This is a genomic window from Flavobacterium enshiense, assembly GCF_022836875.1.
GTDB classification, from domain to species: domain Bacteria; phylum Bacteroidota; class Bacteroidia; order Flavobacteriales; family Flavobacteriaceae; genus Flavobacterium; species Flavobacterium enshiense_A.
In genome coordinates this window covers 2850977-2865580 of record NZ_CP090376.1, presented here as the reverse complement: position 1 = coordinate 2865580, position 14604 = coordinate 2850977, and the positions used below count along the sequence as shown (strand labels likewise).

Annotated in this window: 18 protein-coding genes; all 18 read right to left on the bottom strand. The window is 30.9% G+C overall.

The annotated features are described in order from the left end of the window. Nucleotides 1-58: 58 nt before the first annotated feature. On the bottom strand, nt 59-634 hold the full coding sequence (locus LZF87_RS13060; protein WP_244339623.1) for a hypothetical protein: 576 nt from the start codon (nt 632-634) through the stop codon (nt 59-61). Nucleotides 635-831: 197 nt separating this feature from the next. Beyond that, nucleotides 832-1635, bottom strand: a complete 804-nt coding sequence (locus tag LZF87_RS13055) for a hypothetical protein (protein ID WP_244339621.1) — start codon at nt 1633-1635, stop codon at nt 832-834. Nucleotides 1636-1835: 200 nt separating this feature from the next. Beyond that, complete coding sequence (locus LZF87_RS13050; RefSeq protein ID WP_244339620.1) at nt 1836-2435, bottom strand: hypothetical protein; 600 nt, start codon at nt 2433-2435, stop codon at nt 1836-1838. Nucleotides 2436-2636: 201 nt separating this feature from the next. Then, on the bottom strand, nt 2637-3377 hold the full coding sequence (locus tag LZF87_RS13045) for a hypothetical protein (protein WP_244339618.1): 741 nt from the start codon (nt 3375-3377) through the stop codon (nt 2637-2639). 49 nt (nt 3378-3426) lie between these two features. Continuing rightward, nucleotides 3427-4245 (bottom strand): IS3 family transposase, encoded by an 819-nt coding sequence (locus LZF87_RS13040; RefSeq protein WP_244343817.1) that lies wholly within the window; start codon nt 4243-4245, stop codon nt 3427-3429. 23 nt (nt 4246-4268) lie between these two features. Then, the gene (locus tag LZF87_RS13035) at nt 4269-4652 is read right to left on the bottom strand and encodes a helix-turn-helix domain-containing protein (RefSeq protein WP_244338796.1); all 384 of its coding nucleotides are present in this window, start codon (nt 4650-4652) and stop codon (nt 4269-4271) included. A 236-nt stretch (nt 4653-4888) separates the two neighbouring features. Beyond that, nucleotides 4889-6289: a T9SS type A sorting domain-containing protein gene (locus tag LZF87_RS13030; RefSeq protein ID WP_244339616.1), complete on the bottom strand. Its 1401-nt coding sequence runs from the start codon at nt 6287-6289 to the stop codon at nt 4889-4891. 188 nt (nt 6290-6477) lie between these two features. Then, entirely contained in the window at nt 6478-6990 is a 513-nt protein-coding gene (locus LZF87_RS13025; protein WP_244339614.1) for a hypothetical protein, read from the bottom strand. A 161-nt stretch (nt 6991-7151) separates the two neighbouring features. Next, entirely contained in the window at nt 7152-7733 is a 582-nt protein-coding gene (locus LZF87_RS13020) for a hypothetical protein (RefSeq protein WP_244339613.1), read from the bottom strand. Nucleotides 7734-7931: 198 nt separating this feature from the next. Further along, nucleotides 7932-8288, bottom strand: a complete 357-nt coding sequence (locus LZF87_RS13015; RefSeq protein ID WP_244339612.1) for a hypothetical protein — start codon at nt 8286-8288, stop codon at nt 7932-7934. A gap of 195 nt (nt 8289-8483) precedes the next feature. Then, a complete protein-coding gene (locus tag LZF87_RS13010) occupies nt 8484-9005 on the bottom strand; it encodes a hypothetical protein (RefSeq protein ID WP_244339610.1) in 522 nt (173 codons plus the stop codon). Nucleotides 9006-9169: 164 nt separating this feature from the next. Then, nucleotides 9170-9853 carry a hypothetical protein gene (locus LZF87_RS13005; protein WP_244339608.1) on the bottom strand — a complete coding sequence of 228 codons (684 nt, stop codon included), beginning with the start codon at nt 9851-9853 and terminating at the stop codon, nt 9170-9172. A 164-nt stretch (nt 9854-10017) separates the two neighbouring features. Beyond that, nucleotides 10018-10788, bottom strand: coding sequence for a hypothetical protein (locus tag LZF87_RS13000; RefSeq protein ID WP_244339607.1), 771 nt, complete (start codon nt 10786-10788; stop codon nt 10018-10020). 277 nt (nt 10789-11065) lie between these two features. Further along, nucleotides 11066-11473, bottom strand: a complete 408-nt coding sequence (locus LZF87_RS12995) for a hypothetical protein (RefSeq protein WP_244339606.1) — start codon at nt 11471-11473, stop codon at nt 11066-11068. 183 nt (nt 11474-11656) lie between these two features. After that, the gene (locus LZF87_RS12990) at nt 11657-12475 is read right to left on the bottom strand and encodes a hypothetical protein (protein ID WP_244339604.1); all 819 of its coding nucleotides are present in this window, start codon (nt 12473-12475) and stop codon (nt 11657-11659) included. Between the two features lie 30 nt (nt 12476-12505). Next, nucleotides 12506-13012, bottom strand: a complete 507-nt coding sequence (locus tag LZF87_RS12985; RefSeq protein WP_244339467.1) for a hypothetical protein — start codon at nt 13010-13012, stop codon at nt 12506-12508. A gap of 159 nt (nt 13013-13171) precedes the next feature. Continuing rightward, nucleotides 13172-13783 carry a hypothetical protein gene (locus tag LZF87_RS12980; RefSeq protein ID WP_244339603.1) on the bottom strand — a complete coding sequence of 204 codons (612 nt, stop codon included), beginning with the start codon at nt 13781-13783 and terminating at the stop codon, nt 13172-13174. 205 nt (nt 13784-13988) lie between these two features. After that, nucleotides 13989-14534: a hypothetical protein gene (locus tag LZF87_RS12975; RefSeq protein ID WP_244339601.1), complete on the bottom strand. Its 546-nt coding sequence runs from the start codon at nt 14532-14534 to the stop codon at nt 13989-13991. Nucleotides 14535-14604: the final 70 nt, after the last annotated feature.

The following is a 14604-nucleotide window of genomic DNA, read 5'->3' as shown; positions in this document are numbered from 1 at the left end:
AGCTCTTACCGATACACACCCAAACCCCGCTTGCACAAAACCGCTGTTAGCCGTTCGTTTAAATTATTATTGTTCCACTTTTACAAAACGTTAATTTGGCATTTTTGATAAAATCGGATAGTTTCGTATTTTTAGTAGCTTTCTTATTTTGTAATTCGAAATACCATTCCTGCGCATTCGCTCTCCCAGGTCTGAAAATCCAAAAACAAAATCTTTTGGTTTGATAATTAGGATTCAGTAGATATAATTCCTGCAAGTTTGAAATAGTTAAGGAATCTGTTCTACTTAAGTTATAGAATAATTTTTCATCCTTCGTCATCTTATCTAATTCCTCTTGTGATTTAATTTCTACAATGTGATTTCCGGTGATAAGATTTGGATAAAATAAACCGCTGGTGAATATGTCTATGTATTCTTTATTGACGTTAAGAGTCAAGGTTTTTTCATCAAACTTTATTGTGTTTTCATTTTCGATAATTATACGACCTCTAAACTTTTCAAAAACCGTTTCCGAATATTCTTTTTCAAAAACTCTTTGCGCAAACTGATATTTAGTTTGATTTAAATTTTCCTTTTGGGCATATACTGAAAAGCAGGATAAAACTATAATTATTGTTTTTAGTATTTTTTTCATCGTTTAGTTTTTCATAAATGACGGCTAACGTCCCGCCGGCTTTAAGAAGTGGCGGAATTTTGTTACTGATGTTTACAAATATACCGAAAAGATTGAAAGAAAAAGCCTCACTTCGGAGAAGAAAAATATTCACTGACCATTACCGATAAATCCCCAAACCCGCCATTTCTTAAAACCGCTGTTAGGCGATGTATTTATTAAAAACCATCGTCTGGATATTTTATAAATTCTATTTCTTTCAAGCAATTATTAAGCGCATAGATTATGTTTGTCAATCGCTCGTTGATTTTTAAAAATACATAGTCATTTTCTCCATTCATTTCTAAAAAAGTTTCATTCTTAAATATAAACTTTATGTTTTCAAATTCATATTCAAAATCTTTTCCTTTATAATATCCAGCAGAATGAGAAACACAATTTCTGAGGTTTGAGCAAAATTCAATAAACTCTAAATCTTTTTTATTGTCAAACAAATAGCAATTTTCTTTAAGTTTTGAAAGAAATCTAAATTTTCGCGATAATGGAATAAATGCATTTTTACGAAGTTCAATTAACAAAGATTCTTTTGCTTCGTCAGATAAGTCTTTGCATATTCGAATTAATTTTCTATTTAAGTCTTTAATTATATCATTTAAACTTGATTCGTCAATTATATCTTCAAAACAAAGTGAAATTGTTGTTTCAAAATTTGTAAAAGAGTCAACGAAAAGCTTTCTATTCAATTCGTTATGATATGCATCAGAGAGTAAATTATGATCAGCAATTTCGTAAATTCTGCCTATGTGAGGTTGAAGCTGAATAATATTAGAATCAAATTTTATTGTTCCTTTTTTAATTTCTTGGCTAATTTTAAAAAATACTTTTCCGTGATAAAATTCATTGACGATTGAATAAAGGTTTTCAAAATAAGCTTTGCGAACATCATTTTCTTTTAGTTCAAGACTATAAATTATTGACTTAATTTTTAAAGTCAAATCATGAAGCTTATTGAGATTTTCCATGTTTACCCGAATTTTGATAATATATCGCCTAACGTCCCGCCGGCTTTAAGAAGTGGCGGCATTTTGTTACTGATGTTTACAAATATACCGAAAGGTTTGAATGAAAAAGCCTCACTTCGGAGAAGAAAAATATTCACTGACCATCACCGATAAATCCCCAAACCCGCCATTTCTTAAAACCGCTGTTAGCAGTAGTATTTTTACTTCTTTTTTATCAATGAGAAAATAATTATAATAGTCAAAATAATCAGAAATAAAAGCAAAGGATAAAATTGAAATTTGTTTGAACGGTCATTTTTAATAGTTCCATTATTATTAACATTCAATTTTATATTTTTTAAATTTTGAACCAAATCATCATACTCTGAAATTTCAAATGAAGTAAATATTACTTTTTTACCGTTTTGAAGTTCTAATGTCATTTTTTCGCCGTTATATACATTAATTTTCCGGCTATTAGCAGTAGAATTTATTTCATAATCTTCTTCGTTAATGTTTTTAATATTCTCTAATGGAATTTTTAAACTTAAAAACAATAGAGGCCTGCTAATTATTAGATTTTTGTTTGTTAAAGTAAAAGTTTTTACGTTGAAAAGAATATATAAACACGATAAAGCAACAAGCCAAAAACAACTAATGATGCTCCAACATATAATTGAGTTCACATTGTCTGAAGATTCTGGTTTTACCCATTTTGATAGTAATAGTGGTAATGATAATGCAATCATAAAAACCGCACCAATAAGACCAAATCCTATCGTTAAGAAACTCACTTTACTTTTGAAAATTGTTGTTTCCATTTCGTTTTTCGTAATATTACTGCTAACGTCCCGCCGGCTTTATGAAGTGGCGGAATTTTTATTACTGATGTTTACAAATATACCTAAAAGACTGAAAGAAAAAAGCCTCTTTCGGAGAAAGAAATGCAAACACTGACCATCACCGATTAACACCGAACCCCGCCATTTCATAAAACCGCTGTTGTGCGATCGGCTTTTCGATTACTTTGTTTTTATATAGACTTCATCCACATATGTTCCCATTGCAAATACTTCTTCGCAATCCCGTTCTAATCTTTTTACGCTTACAAAGTCTTTATAAAAAGTTACTTTAATACTACAGTTTTCAGTATCAGGAATTTTATAAATGAAACTATTGTTTGTGATTTTATTTATTGTAGCATCTTCTATTTGGGAAATATTTGGACCGTCTCCTTTTCCAAGAGCTAGAATATTAAATGATATATTATTCACGTCTTTTTTTATAGCTAAATCGCCTTTGTAAGCAAATTTTCCATAGCTATAACTATATTCTCCATATATATCATTGGGGTTCGCTTTATGATTCGAATAAATTTGTAATGTGTCATTTTTTGTAGCTTTCAATGAATATTCTTGATTTGTATTTGGTGAAAACCATTTTCCATTTAGTTCTTTTTTATTTGGAGTTACGACAATAATTCCAGTAACATTTCCATTCTTATCATATTCTACAAGTCGTAATGATTCTGGATCTTGAGAATCATTATCAGTAAAATATTCCCCAATTAACTTTATTGGTTTTTTTTCTTTCGTTTTTGTATATGTAATTTCTCCAATCACCAAATCATTTTCTAATGAATAGTGAATAAATACCGGAATTTTATTATTAATAGTTCCGTTCCAGCACATGTCTGTTTGTTTTTTCGTCTGCCCAAGACAAAAATGAGTAATGAAGATTATAAGAAGGAGTAGTTTTTTCATTTAAGGTTTCGTTTTGTCTTGTCCTGAAATAGGTTGACCATTTTGGTTATTAATTCAGGTTGTAAAATTTGTATTTATGCATTTGATTTTTGTGTGCAAACTCAGGTGTTTTCATATCTAAGCTGTAGTGCCTTCTTTCATTATTGTATGTGTTTACCGCCTGTTTAATCATTTTCTGAGCCAAGACTAAATTAGGTAATGTTTTTAATAAACCAAACTCATATTTCAAAATTCCGTTAATCCTCTCCGCTACTGCGTTTTCATAAGGGTCGTATTGCTGGGTTGTACTGAGTAACATGCCGTTGTTTTGCGCGAATTCGGAGAACTCGGGACAGCAATACTGTATTCCCCTGTCGCTGTGATGAATGATGTTTTGATGTTTATGCATTCTGTTTTTTAAAGCCATTTGAAGAGCATCTTTCACTAATGTAGCTTTCATATTCGTATCGAGTTTGAACCCCATTATTTTCTTGGAATAGATGTCTGTTACCAAAGCCAAATAAGCGTGTTTTTCTTGTGTTTTAAGGTAGGTTATATCGCTGACCCAGATCTGTTCCGCGTGAGTAGGAGTGATGTTCTTAATTCGGTTTGGCGATTTATAGAAAAAATGTTTGGAATCGGTTGTGATATGGAATTGCTTAGTTTTCTTAACCAATAACTGATGTGTTTTCAAGAACCTAAAAAAGTTATCTCTTCCCATTTTTATATCCCTCTTTTCCAAATCATCTTTAATGTCCAGGTACAGTTTTCTTCCACCGTACCGGGTTTGTTTTTTCCTGATAGGCGCAATGAGTTCTTTAATTACAATAACTTGTTCTTCTCGCTGTTTATCAGCTTTGATTCGTTTATAATAAGCTTGTTTGGATATTCCGAAACATTGATAAAGCCATTTTACTTTAAAAGGTTTCTTTTCTTTTTCTCTATCTCTTTTACTAATGTTTCGGGCAACGACTTTTTTGCGATATCCAGTCCTGTGGTTACTTCAAAATCAGCAATGATGTCTTGTTGGAAGTCTTTAATAAATTCCAGTTCTTCTATACGTTCTCTTAGTTTTTTAATCTCGTCGTTCTTGCTCATTGCTTTGGATTTGGATGTAAAGTTAGATAATTTCTTTCTCCAATAGTCAATGGAACTTCGAGAAATGCCATACTTTTTGGCAGCATAGTTTACAGAGATTTGTCCATTATTAATTTCGTCAATGATGGAAAGTTTGAGATCAAAACTGATTTTCTGATACTCATTTTTTCGGCAGGGTTGTTTTCTTGTTGTTTCCATAGGATACTAAAAGTGTTTAATTTTTAGTCAACCTATTTTAGGACGACGCAGTTGGGTCGCTTGCGGTTAACGTCCCGCCGGCTTTGTGTCAGGTGGGGATTTTTGTTACTGATGTTTACAAATATACCGAAAAGTTTGAAAGAAAAAACTTGAAGTGAAGCAAAGACTTTTGATGTCAGATCGTCCCATTATGCACTAAACCCCACTTGCTCAAAACCGCTGTTGTGCGTAGTGCTTTATTGTTTTATCACTTTCATCATATTTCCATCTTCAGTCTTAAAAAAGTAAATTCCTGACAATAAAAAATCAAGATTTATTTCATTTAATCCACTCAATAAGTTTATTTCTTTTAGATGTTGTCCAATAGAGTTATAAATATTCATTTTGCAATCTGATTGTATATTTATATTTATTTTTTCATGCGTTGGATTTGGATAAAGAATAAATTTCGATAAATTGTAATTTTCATCAATTGAAAGACTTGCACACATTGCTGTAACCACCGATCGACTATTGCAACCTGGGGCGTTTGATTGTATATCTGTATTTGAGTTATTGTTTGCAAGATAATCACATATACTTTGAACTGCGCACATTGCCAATGAATTATTTAGATAAATATTAACATAGCTAATAGTACTATAATTAATGTTTTGAATACCATTTAAACTTGTCAAATTATCACAATATGACACTGTTAATGAGGTATGATTTAAATTTGTAAGGTTTTCCAATCCAATAAGGTTTTGAAGAAAATGGCATTGTGAAATGTATAAAGTATTCCCGATAGATGCTAAATTACTTACACCTTGTAAATTTATCATATTGTAATTGTTGGTAATTTCGAAAGCATTTCCAATTGTAGTCAAACCACTTAATCCTGCTAGATTTGGTAATGAATTACATGACCCAATTCTCGCCATTCCATTAATGGTTACGAGATTTTCTAATCCGTTTAATGTTAACAAATTATCATTTCCAAATAGATGTAAATTCTCATTAACAGTTGTAAGATTATTAAGTCCATTAAGATTAGTAAGATTATCGTTATCAGATATGAATAATCTATAAACATTTGTAAGGTTTTCCAATCCTGATAAACTGGAAAGCCCACTGTTAATTTCGATATTAAAAAAACGCCCTATTGAATTTAAACTGTTTAAGCCTTGAAGGTTTGTTAAAGAATTGTTTACCCTAATAATAAAATCTCTATTTACATTAGATAAATTATTTAAACCATTCAAAGATGATAACATTGGATTTCCTTGGATTTGTAAATCATTATTAATATTTTGAATATTATTTAAACCATTAATATTAGTTAGTGTATTATTGTCCCTTATTGATAAACTACCTCCAATAGTAGTCAAATTATTTAGTCCATCTAAATTTGTTAAAGATGAATTAAATTCGATAGTAAGATTTCCAGAAATCGAAGTTACCTGAGATAATCCAGAAAGATTAGAAATGTTATTTATTGTTACATTTCCTCCAATATGAGTACACCCTGGATAATTTGTTGAGAAATTATTTATTTGTGATTGAGAATTGAATGTAACTCCACTCATTAAGCAGTTTTGCGCTAAACTAATTGATGTTGTTAGTAATATTATTATTAATGCTAATTTCTTGATCACTCTATTTTTGAGTTTTTAATACGTCCATTTTTTGGTGCATTACGCACAACGTCCCGCCGGCTTTAAGAAGTTGGGGATTTTTGTTCCCAAACCATTCCATTAGGACAGAAGTCAAATATACAAAAAGACCTTTCCATTATACACTAAAACCCCAATTTCTTAAAACCGCTGTTAGCAGTAGTTTTTTATTATTCTACATAAAGTTTTTGTTCAATGTAGGTTTTGGTTTCATAAAATTCTATTAGTTTTTGTTCTTTACCTAGTGTGTCCTTAGGATTGACTGGATATCTTTCTAAAACGAATCCTCTAAGAATTTTAAGGCCACTTTTTTCAGAATTAATGTGGAATATGCCATTCTTTACTTTAATGGTGTCGTACTTAACCTTTTCTAAATTACTAAAATCCGACTTCACGTCCTGTGATAAAAAGATTAGAATTTCACTCTTGTCATTTATTCTTGGATAATAATTAAGTTTTGCATTATAAATTCCTTTATTTTTTGTTTTTTCAAATTCAATTGTAGCGAAATTATATTCAAGATCTTTTTCATTATCTCGATAATCTTCCCCATTAGAGACAGAATTTGTATTTTTAGATTCACTGTTACAGCTTTGAATGGTTAAAACTAAAATGAAATAAACGAAATATTTTAAATAGTTCTTTATCGTAATTTTATTTAGTTTTTTCAGAATTAAGTACATAGATGCTATTGATTCGCGTTTTTTAAAAATTACTGCTAACGTCCCGCCGGCTTTAAGAAGTTGGGGGTTTTTGTTCCCAAATCATTCCATTAGGACTGAAGTCAAATATACAAAAAGACCGTTCTATTATTCACCAAAGCCCCAATTTCTTAAAACCGCTGTTAGCTGTAGCTTTTATGATTTTTTTTTGATTTGATTACCTTGACTTTTCTTTCAACTATGTAATAAATTCCGGCAGAAATTAAAAACAAAAATATTTTTATAGTAATTCCTGTAACGATTTCCATAGTTGTAAAATGAATAAAAGGATTTGTAAAATCTCGATGAGATGAAATAAAAATAATAATAAGTTGTTCGATTGTAGCGAAAAATAATATGCTGAAAAAAAGTCTTAAAAATTTTAGCTTTCTAATCTTTTCAAAACGTAAAAGTTGAGATATCATTATCCATAATAATGGTTGTATCCAAAATCCAAACCAGTATTTTCCAAACATCCTGTCCAGAATTTCATCTCTTTCAGGCTCTGAAATATTGATAAAATTTGTTATTATTAAAGATATCCAACTAATTAAAAAAACTATTCCTATGAAACTAATCAGTTTATTTGAAGTTTTGTCAATAATATCAATAATTGAATTCTTTATAAAAATTGACAGTATGATGTAAATAATAGAATACATTCCAAAAGTAACGAAGAAAACTATTCTTATTGTTTGCAATATAAAATCTATATTTTCAATCATTGATTCAAAGTTGTGTTAAAGTTACAGCTAACGTCCCGCCGGCTTTAAGAAGTGGCGGATGATTTATTACTGATGTTTACAAATATACCGAAAAGATTGAAAGAAAAAGCCTCACTTCGGAGAAGAAAAATATTCACTGACCATTACCGATAAATCCCTAAACCCGCCATTTTTTAAAACCGCTGTTAGCCACAGGTTTTATTTTATTATTGAGTAAATAGTAAACATAATTATAATAACTAGAATAATTATACACCCAATATTCTCTTTCCTATATCTCTTTCTTTGTCTTTCGTGATATTCAATTGCATTTTGCTCAGTTAAAAAATAGCCTCTATCTGCATTATCTGGAATTGACATTACAAACTTTTCTTTGCAAGTGTTACATTGATAATACATTCTAAAATCCATTAGCGCACCTTCAATTTCGTTTTGTGATTCCAATATTTTAATTTTTTCGGACTTGCATTTTAAGTCTAAAATTTCTTCAAACTTTTCAAATTCAGTTTGTGAAGGAAAACCATAATATTGTTTATCAAAACAATCTTTACACATTTTATTTTTTTGTTTGTCTTTTCAAAGTAGTTTTTGAGTTCGTCTCGTAAACTTGTGGCTAACGGTTTCGGGCTTTGCGCTCGGGCGGGTTACGGAGCACAAAACTGTCAACCAGCACAGAACTTGAATAGAAGCACAAAGCTCCAAGTTTGCACGTCACCCCGCCTGACGCAAAACCCGTGTTAGCACACGTTTTTATTCAAAAAGTTCGGTAATTTCAACATCGGTTTCATAATAATCCTTTTCTTTCCCTGAGCCATAAAATGAATAGGTTCTTTTTTTATTGTCACAAGTAAAGGTTTGAGCGCCTTCCATTCCACCCATTATTGAAAACCGTATCCTTGTTATTGTATTCTGTTTTAGCAGGTCAATTTCAGTCTTTGTGAAATTGTAAAGTGCAATACTTTTGTTGTCAACGTGGTCTCGGATACCTTTGTCTGTGCATTTGATTGTTGAACCGTCACTTAAAAAGATTGTAACAGTCCCACCAATATAGTGCTGTTTAAATGGAACTTCAATTGAAATCATAAGATAACCACCATTTGGGTGTTTGGCAACAGTAAACTCAGGATTGCCTGTCCAATAATGTCCATTAAGTTCAAATTCCCAACTACTTGTCGCTTCGTATTGCTTGTCACCCCTGTAAATGTAATTTTGCCCTAAAGCTGTCAGACAGGTTGTAACTGTCAGAATTGTCGTTAAGATTATATTTTTCATATTCTGTTGTTTTTAAAATGTGTGCTAACGTCCCGCCGGCTTCATGAAGTTGGGGATTTTTATTCCCAAACCATTCCATTAGGACTGAAGCCAAATATATAAAATTACCTTTAAATTTTGCCCAAAACCCCAATTTCATGAAACCGCTGTTACACGCAGTTTTTTTATCTCATCCAACCTTCTACGATATAATTTTTTTCTGTGATTTTGTATTCGTTTCCATTTTTCGGTTTAAACCAAAGTTCAATTCGTGCTCCGTATTTATCATCCCAAGAACCTTCGTAAATTGTAAATTCTCCTGAGTATAGTTTTTCAGTTTGATTTTCAACAGAAACTTTTGACTGTTCAGTCATTCTTTCTTCTGATAATCTATCATTTGAAGTAATTTCGTAAGCTTTGATATATAATGTTCCTTTTTCTTTGGGTTGGTAGTTAGTGTAAAAATTATAAATTCCAGGTTGTGAAATTGAAGCTATTTTTAGATCGTTTGTTAATAAATCATTTTCATTAATTTCTCTTCCAATAGGACTTTCAATTTTTATATTCTTAGGAATGGTTTTATTTACTCCATAATAATCAGGAGGAGAAAACGTAAATATTAATGAAACGTAGAAAAATAGGAATCCGGAAATTAAAATTTGAAGCACTGAGAAATACCATTTCTTAATAACGATTTGAACAATTGAAGAAATTAAATTACCAAGAATGTTTATGTAAAATACAATTAGAGAGAAGTCAATAACATCATCGCTTTTTAAAATAGTTCCTAAAACATAAATTAAAAGTGGAAGTAAATATGAGATTATTGGAATCCACCAAGCGGTAAAATATTTCTTTATTACGTTCATTTAGATGAAGTTATGGTAAAATTGCGTGTAACGTCCCGCCGGCTTTGAGAAGGTGGGGACTTTTGTTCCTTCAGTTTGTTTTATCACTAAGCCAAATATACAAAAAAGAGTTTCAGTTTTGCCCTAAAACCCCACTTGCTCAAAACCGCTGTTAGCGGTGGTTTTTAGTGTGCAAAGCTAACCCCTGAAATTAAAGCCCTTACAATAAGAAATGAAAATAGAACTAAAATAATGTCAACATAATTGAGAGTTGGCGATATATACTCAAGAGTTTTAACTTTTCTCCTATTCAAAACAGCAGAAACTATTGGTATGATCCAGAAAATAGAACTCGAAATCATTCCTGTAATGAGGAAGCTTGGGAGCGGTAAAAAGGAAAGGGCTAAAAGCAACGTTCCTAAAATCCAGGGAATAAGCAGAAAACTTAAAATAACTACCTTGAAAGTGGTTGCGTTAATGAAAGAAAAAAATAAAACCTCTTTTCCTATTCTATACATGAATACTGACAGAAAAATCAATCCTGTTAAAGTAGCAAATAGCTGAAGCCAAAAAGGGAATTGCAATAATGTAGCTGCTGTATGAAAGTCTCCTCCAAATGCAGTTGAAAAGACATTGCCTGAAAAAAAACTGATTCCTGCAATGGCAGCATAAAACATGAACAATTTATAGCTTGAATTTTTACTCTTTTTGTATGCCACCCAAAATACAAGACCAAAAGCTAAGCTTAGAACAGGTCCTGCAACAGCAATTATTATTTTGTCATAAACCGACGTATGAGTATGGTCAATATTTACATAGAAATGGTAAAGAGTAGAATTTACATTGAGAAAATAAGCCGTAAGTGCATGAAACATTTCGTGCAAAGGATATGACAAGGCGTTTGCCGAAAAAAAGAGGAGTGTTGGTTTAAAAGAAATTTTATTTGCTTGTAACATCGAAGTTGTTTTAAAATCACCGCTAACGTCCCGCCGGCTTTGTGGAGTTGGGGATTTTTGCTCCCAAACCATTCCATTAGGACTGATGTCAAATATATAAAAATGCCTTTAAATTTTGTCTAAAACCCCAATTTCACAAAACCGCTGTTAGCAGCTACCTTTATGGTATTGAAGAAAGTCCGTAAAGTTTATATTCGTTGTTAATTTTTACGAATTGAAAGATATTACTTTGTCCTTCGTGTCCTTTTGCCCACTCATTGGGAAGAAATGTTTCAACTCATACTTCATATAATGTTAAATCTTTCGTATAATTTTTTGGTAGGTTTTTGGGTTTATAGTTTGTAATTACCGAGAATGATATATGGAAACCTCTTTTTTTTAGTGCTTTATAAACAGAGGAATTTTCGAAAGTTTTAAATTGATTAGCGTATAGATCTTTACTAGAAACGTAGTTTATCATTTCCATTGAATCACTATCACAACTCCTACAATCAATTTTATCAAGAGTTAATTTTAAGAATTTTTGCTCCGATTTATTTTCAATTGTTTTTATGAACAGTTCAAAAACTTTGCTTACTTCAATTGAATCTTTTGACGAAATTTTATGTAATTCCATTTTACTTTCTTCTTGAGCTTTTAAAGTGCAAGAAATCAAAATGAGAAAAATAAGCACATAGTTTTTCATAAGGTTGCTGCTAACGTCCCGCCGGCTCTCTGTCAGTGGCGGATTTTTATTACTGATGTTTACAAATATACCTAAAAGACTGAAAGAAAAAAGCCTCTTTCGGAGAAAGAAATACAAACACTAGCCATCCCAAATAAATCCCTAAACCCGCCATTGCAGAAAACCGCTGTTAGTGGCAGGCTTTTATTTCAATAAGTTTTTAAATTCTTGGGAAAGAAACTTTGAAATTTTATTAATAGTATCAAATTTTGGTTTTGATAAATCAATTAGATAATGAGAGTCCCAACGTACAATTGTTGTATCATTTTCATCTTCAACACTATTGTAATGACTTTCACGAACCCAAACTAAAGATTGAAAATCTTTCTTCTGAGTTTTGAATAACCACGCAGTTTTTTCTAAAACATCTCCTGCATCTCCAATGCTTTCACTTAATTCTATATATTGAGTTATCTTATCTTTTTCTTTGTTATAGACAAACAATTTAATTGAAGAAGGTAAATATTCAGAAGGAGTTCTTGCGATTAATCCAATTCTAGAAGAATCAATTGAAAATTTATAGCAAGCAAATATACCTGGAGGATCTATGAAATGATGTTCGGCTATTTCTTTTGGAAACAAAATAACATCTAAACTATCAAGTTCTTGGCCTTTAAATTTTTTGAAATTCTCTTCAGAGAATATTTTTAAAGTATCAAAAGAAATATTCTCAAACTTTTTGAGTAATCCTGAATATTTACTTTCTTTTTTGATTTCTACTTTTTGTTTAGCTAAAGATTTTGACTTTTCATTACAGCTAAAAAGAGTAAGTATGGTTATTAAATATAGTAGGTTTTTCATCTCGTTTTTTAAGCTTGCCACTAACGTCCCGCCGGCTTTATGAAGTGGCGGAATTTTATTACTGATGTTTACAAATATACCGAAAGTTAGAAAGAAAAAGGCTGAATGAAAAGAAGAAATAAAAGCACCAAGCCATTCCAAAAAATCACCAAACCCCGCCATTTCATAAAACCGCTGTTAACGGCTGGCTGTTTAGCAAGGAGACCAATATTCCAATCTTATTAGCTTTCCTTTTTTTATTTCAATTCTTATCCCATTATCATATTCAGGATGTTGAATAATAAATGTACCATTTGATTTGTCTTCTAATTGTTGAATAATCTCTTTACCAAATATGTTTAGCAATTCATTTAATGTTGTTTCACTAGTTAGTTTGTGTTTTTGATAATATAGAATTAAAGATTTGTCATTTTTAAAATCTATTATTTCAATAACATATTTTACATTTTCATTACCAGTAAACCTTATACTTCCGTAATCTAAACTATAATATATTTCGCCTTGTTCTTCAGTAGAAAAATCACCACATTCATAGTTGACAATGTATTCTTTTTTTGGGATTCCAAGTTTTTCTATTATTTGGTTTTTAGAAGAATAGAACCCCAAATCATTAAATTTTATTTTGTCAAAATCTAATTTTTGCGCAAAACTTATTTCCGTCAAAAAGAGAAATATTAGAAAGATTTGGTTTCTTTTCATATCGTTTTTTCCAGCTTGCCGTTAACGTCCCGCCGGCTTTAAGAAGTTGGGGATTTTTGTTCCCGAACCATTCCATTAGGACTGAAGTCAAATATACAAAAAGACCGTCCCATTAAATACCGAAACCCCAATTTCTTAAAACCGCTGTTACCAGCAGTTTTATTTTATATCAAAATTTAAGCGCACTTTGTTTGATAATATTGTGCGGTCATATAGTTCGTAGTTTAAATTTTTCAACGAATCTTTAACTTCGTTTGAAAGTAATGTTTTTACGTATTCATTTGGCTCATATGAAATAAGTTGTAAATAATATTTTGTTCCTTTTTTCATAAGTTCAGTTTGATAACCTATTTGACAATATTCGTTTACAATATACCTTATTTTAAAAGGTATTTTTATTTTGATTGTTTGGCCCTGTCGAATTTTTAAAATATCTCTTGTAGTAAATTTTTTTTTCTCATTTGTGGTAACATTTTCGCAATTATCTTTTAATGCTTGAGGAATGTAATTATTGTTTTCATCATACATATTAATTCCCATAGAATATAGTAGAGATTTTTCCTCATAGAAATTTAGTTTATGATGGAAACTTGCAGTGTCTAAAAGTAGATAATAATCCTTCTTGGTTTTATTTAGAATCTGTGCGTCAATATTTGTATTGTCATTCACAGCTGATTCAAGAATTTCCAGTTGTAAATCTCCAGTTTGTGTGGATTTTAAATTTGAACATGAAACTATTAAGACGAACAGAATGTAAAGTGCTTTTTTCATGTTTTTTTCGACATATGAATTTTTCCGTGTTTTTAAAAAATTGCTGGTAACGTCCCGCCGGCTTTGTGTCAGGCGGGGATTTTTATTACTGATGTTTACAAATATACCGAAAAGACTGAAAGAAAAAAGCTGAAAAATAGGAGAGAAGTGCAAACACTGACCATTACCGATAAATCCCTAAAACCCCGCTTGCACAAAACCGCTGTTAGGCGTTCGCTTTTCTTTCCGTCAAGAATGGTTGATGTTTTAGCTGTTCTTCGTATTGTTCCTTACTTATGAATGGCCAATAATCATAATCTCCCATTTTTTGCATTTCAGCAAACTCCTTTTCTTTTTCGTCCATTTTGTTTTTGTAATATTTTCCAAAGGATAAAAGGTTGGCAATATCTTCCCTAAATGAAGATTTAATTTGTGGATTTATAAAGTCATAATATGGCCACTCATATTCATTATCAGAATTCAAAAACAAAATATATTTAGCTATTTCTTTTAATTGTTCGTTAGTAAGTTTGTTTTTACCTTCTAATTTGTATTCTTTTAAGCTACTATATAAACACCAACTTAATTCAAGCATAGGTTGGATTATTGGATCATCAAGTTTAGCTTCCTTTGCTCTATAATATTGTTCCGGCAACCAGCCAAAGCTTACATCGTCTAATATATAGTTTTCAAATTCATCATTAGTTATTAATCCTATTGATAAATGTCTTAGATGATAGGCTAATTTTTTTCGTCTTTCTTTATCAATCATACTTTTTAGATTTCGTTTTGTCAAAGTGACGCCTAACGTCCCGCCAGCTTGCTGCAGGTGGGGAATTATT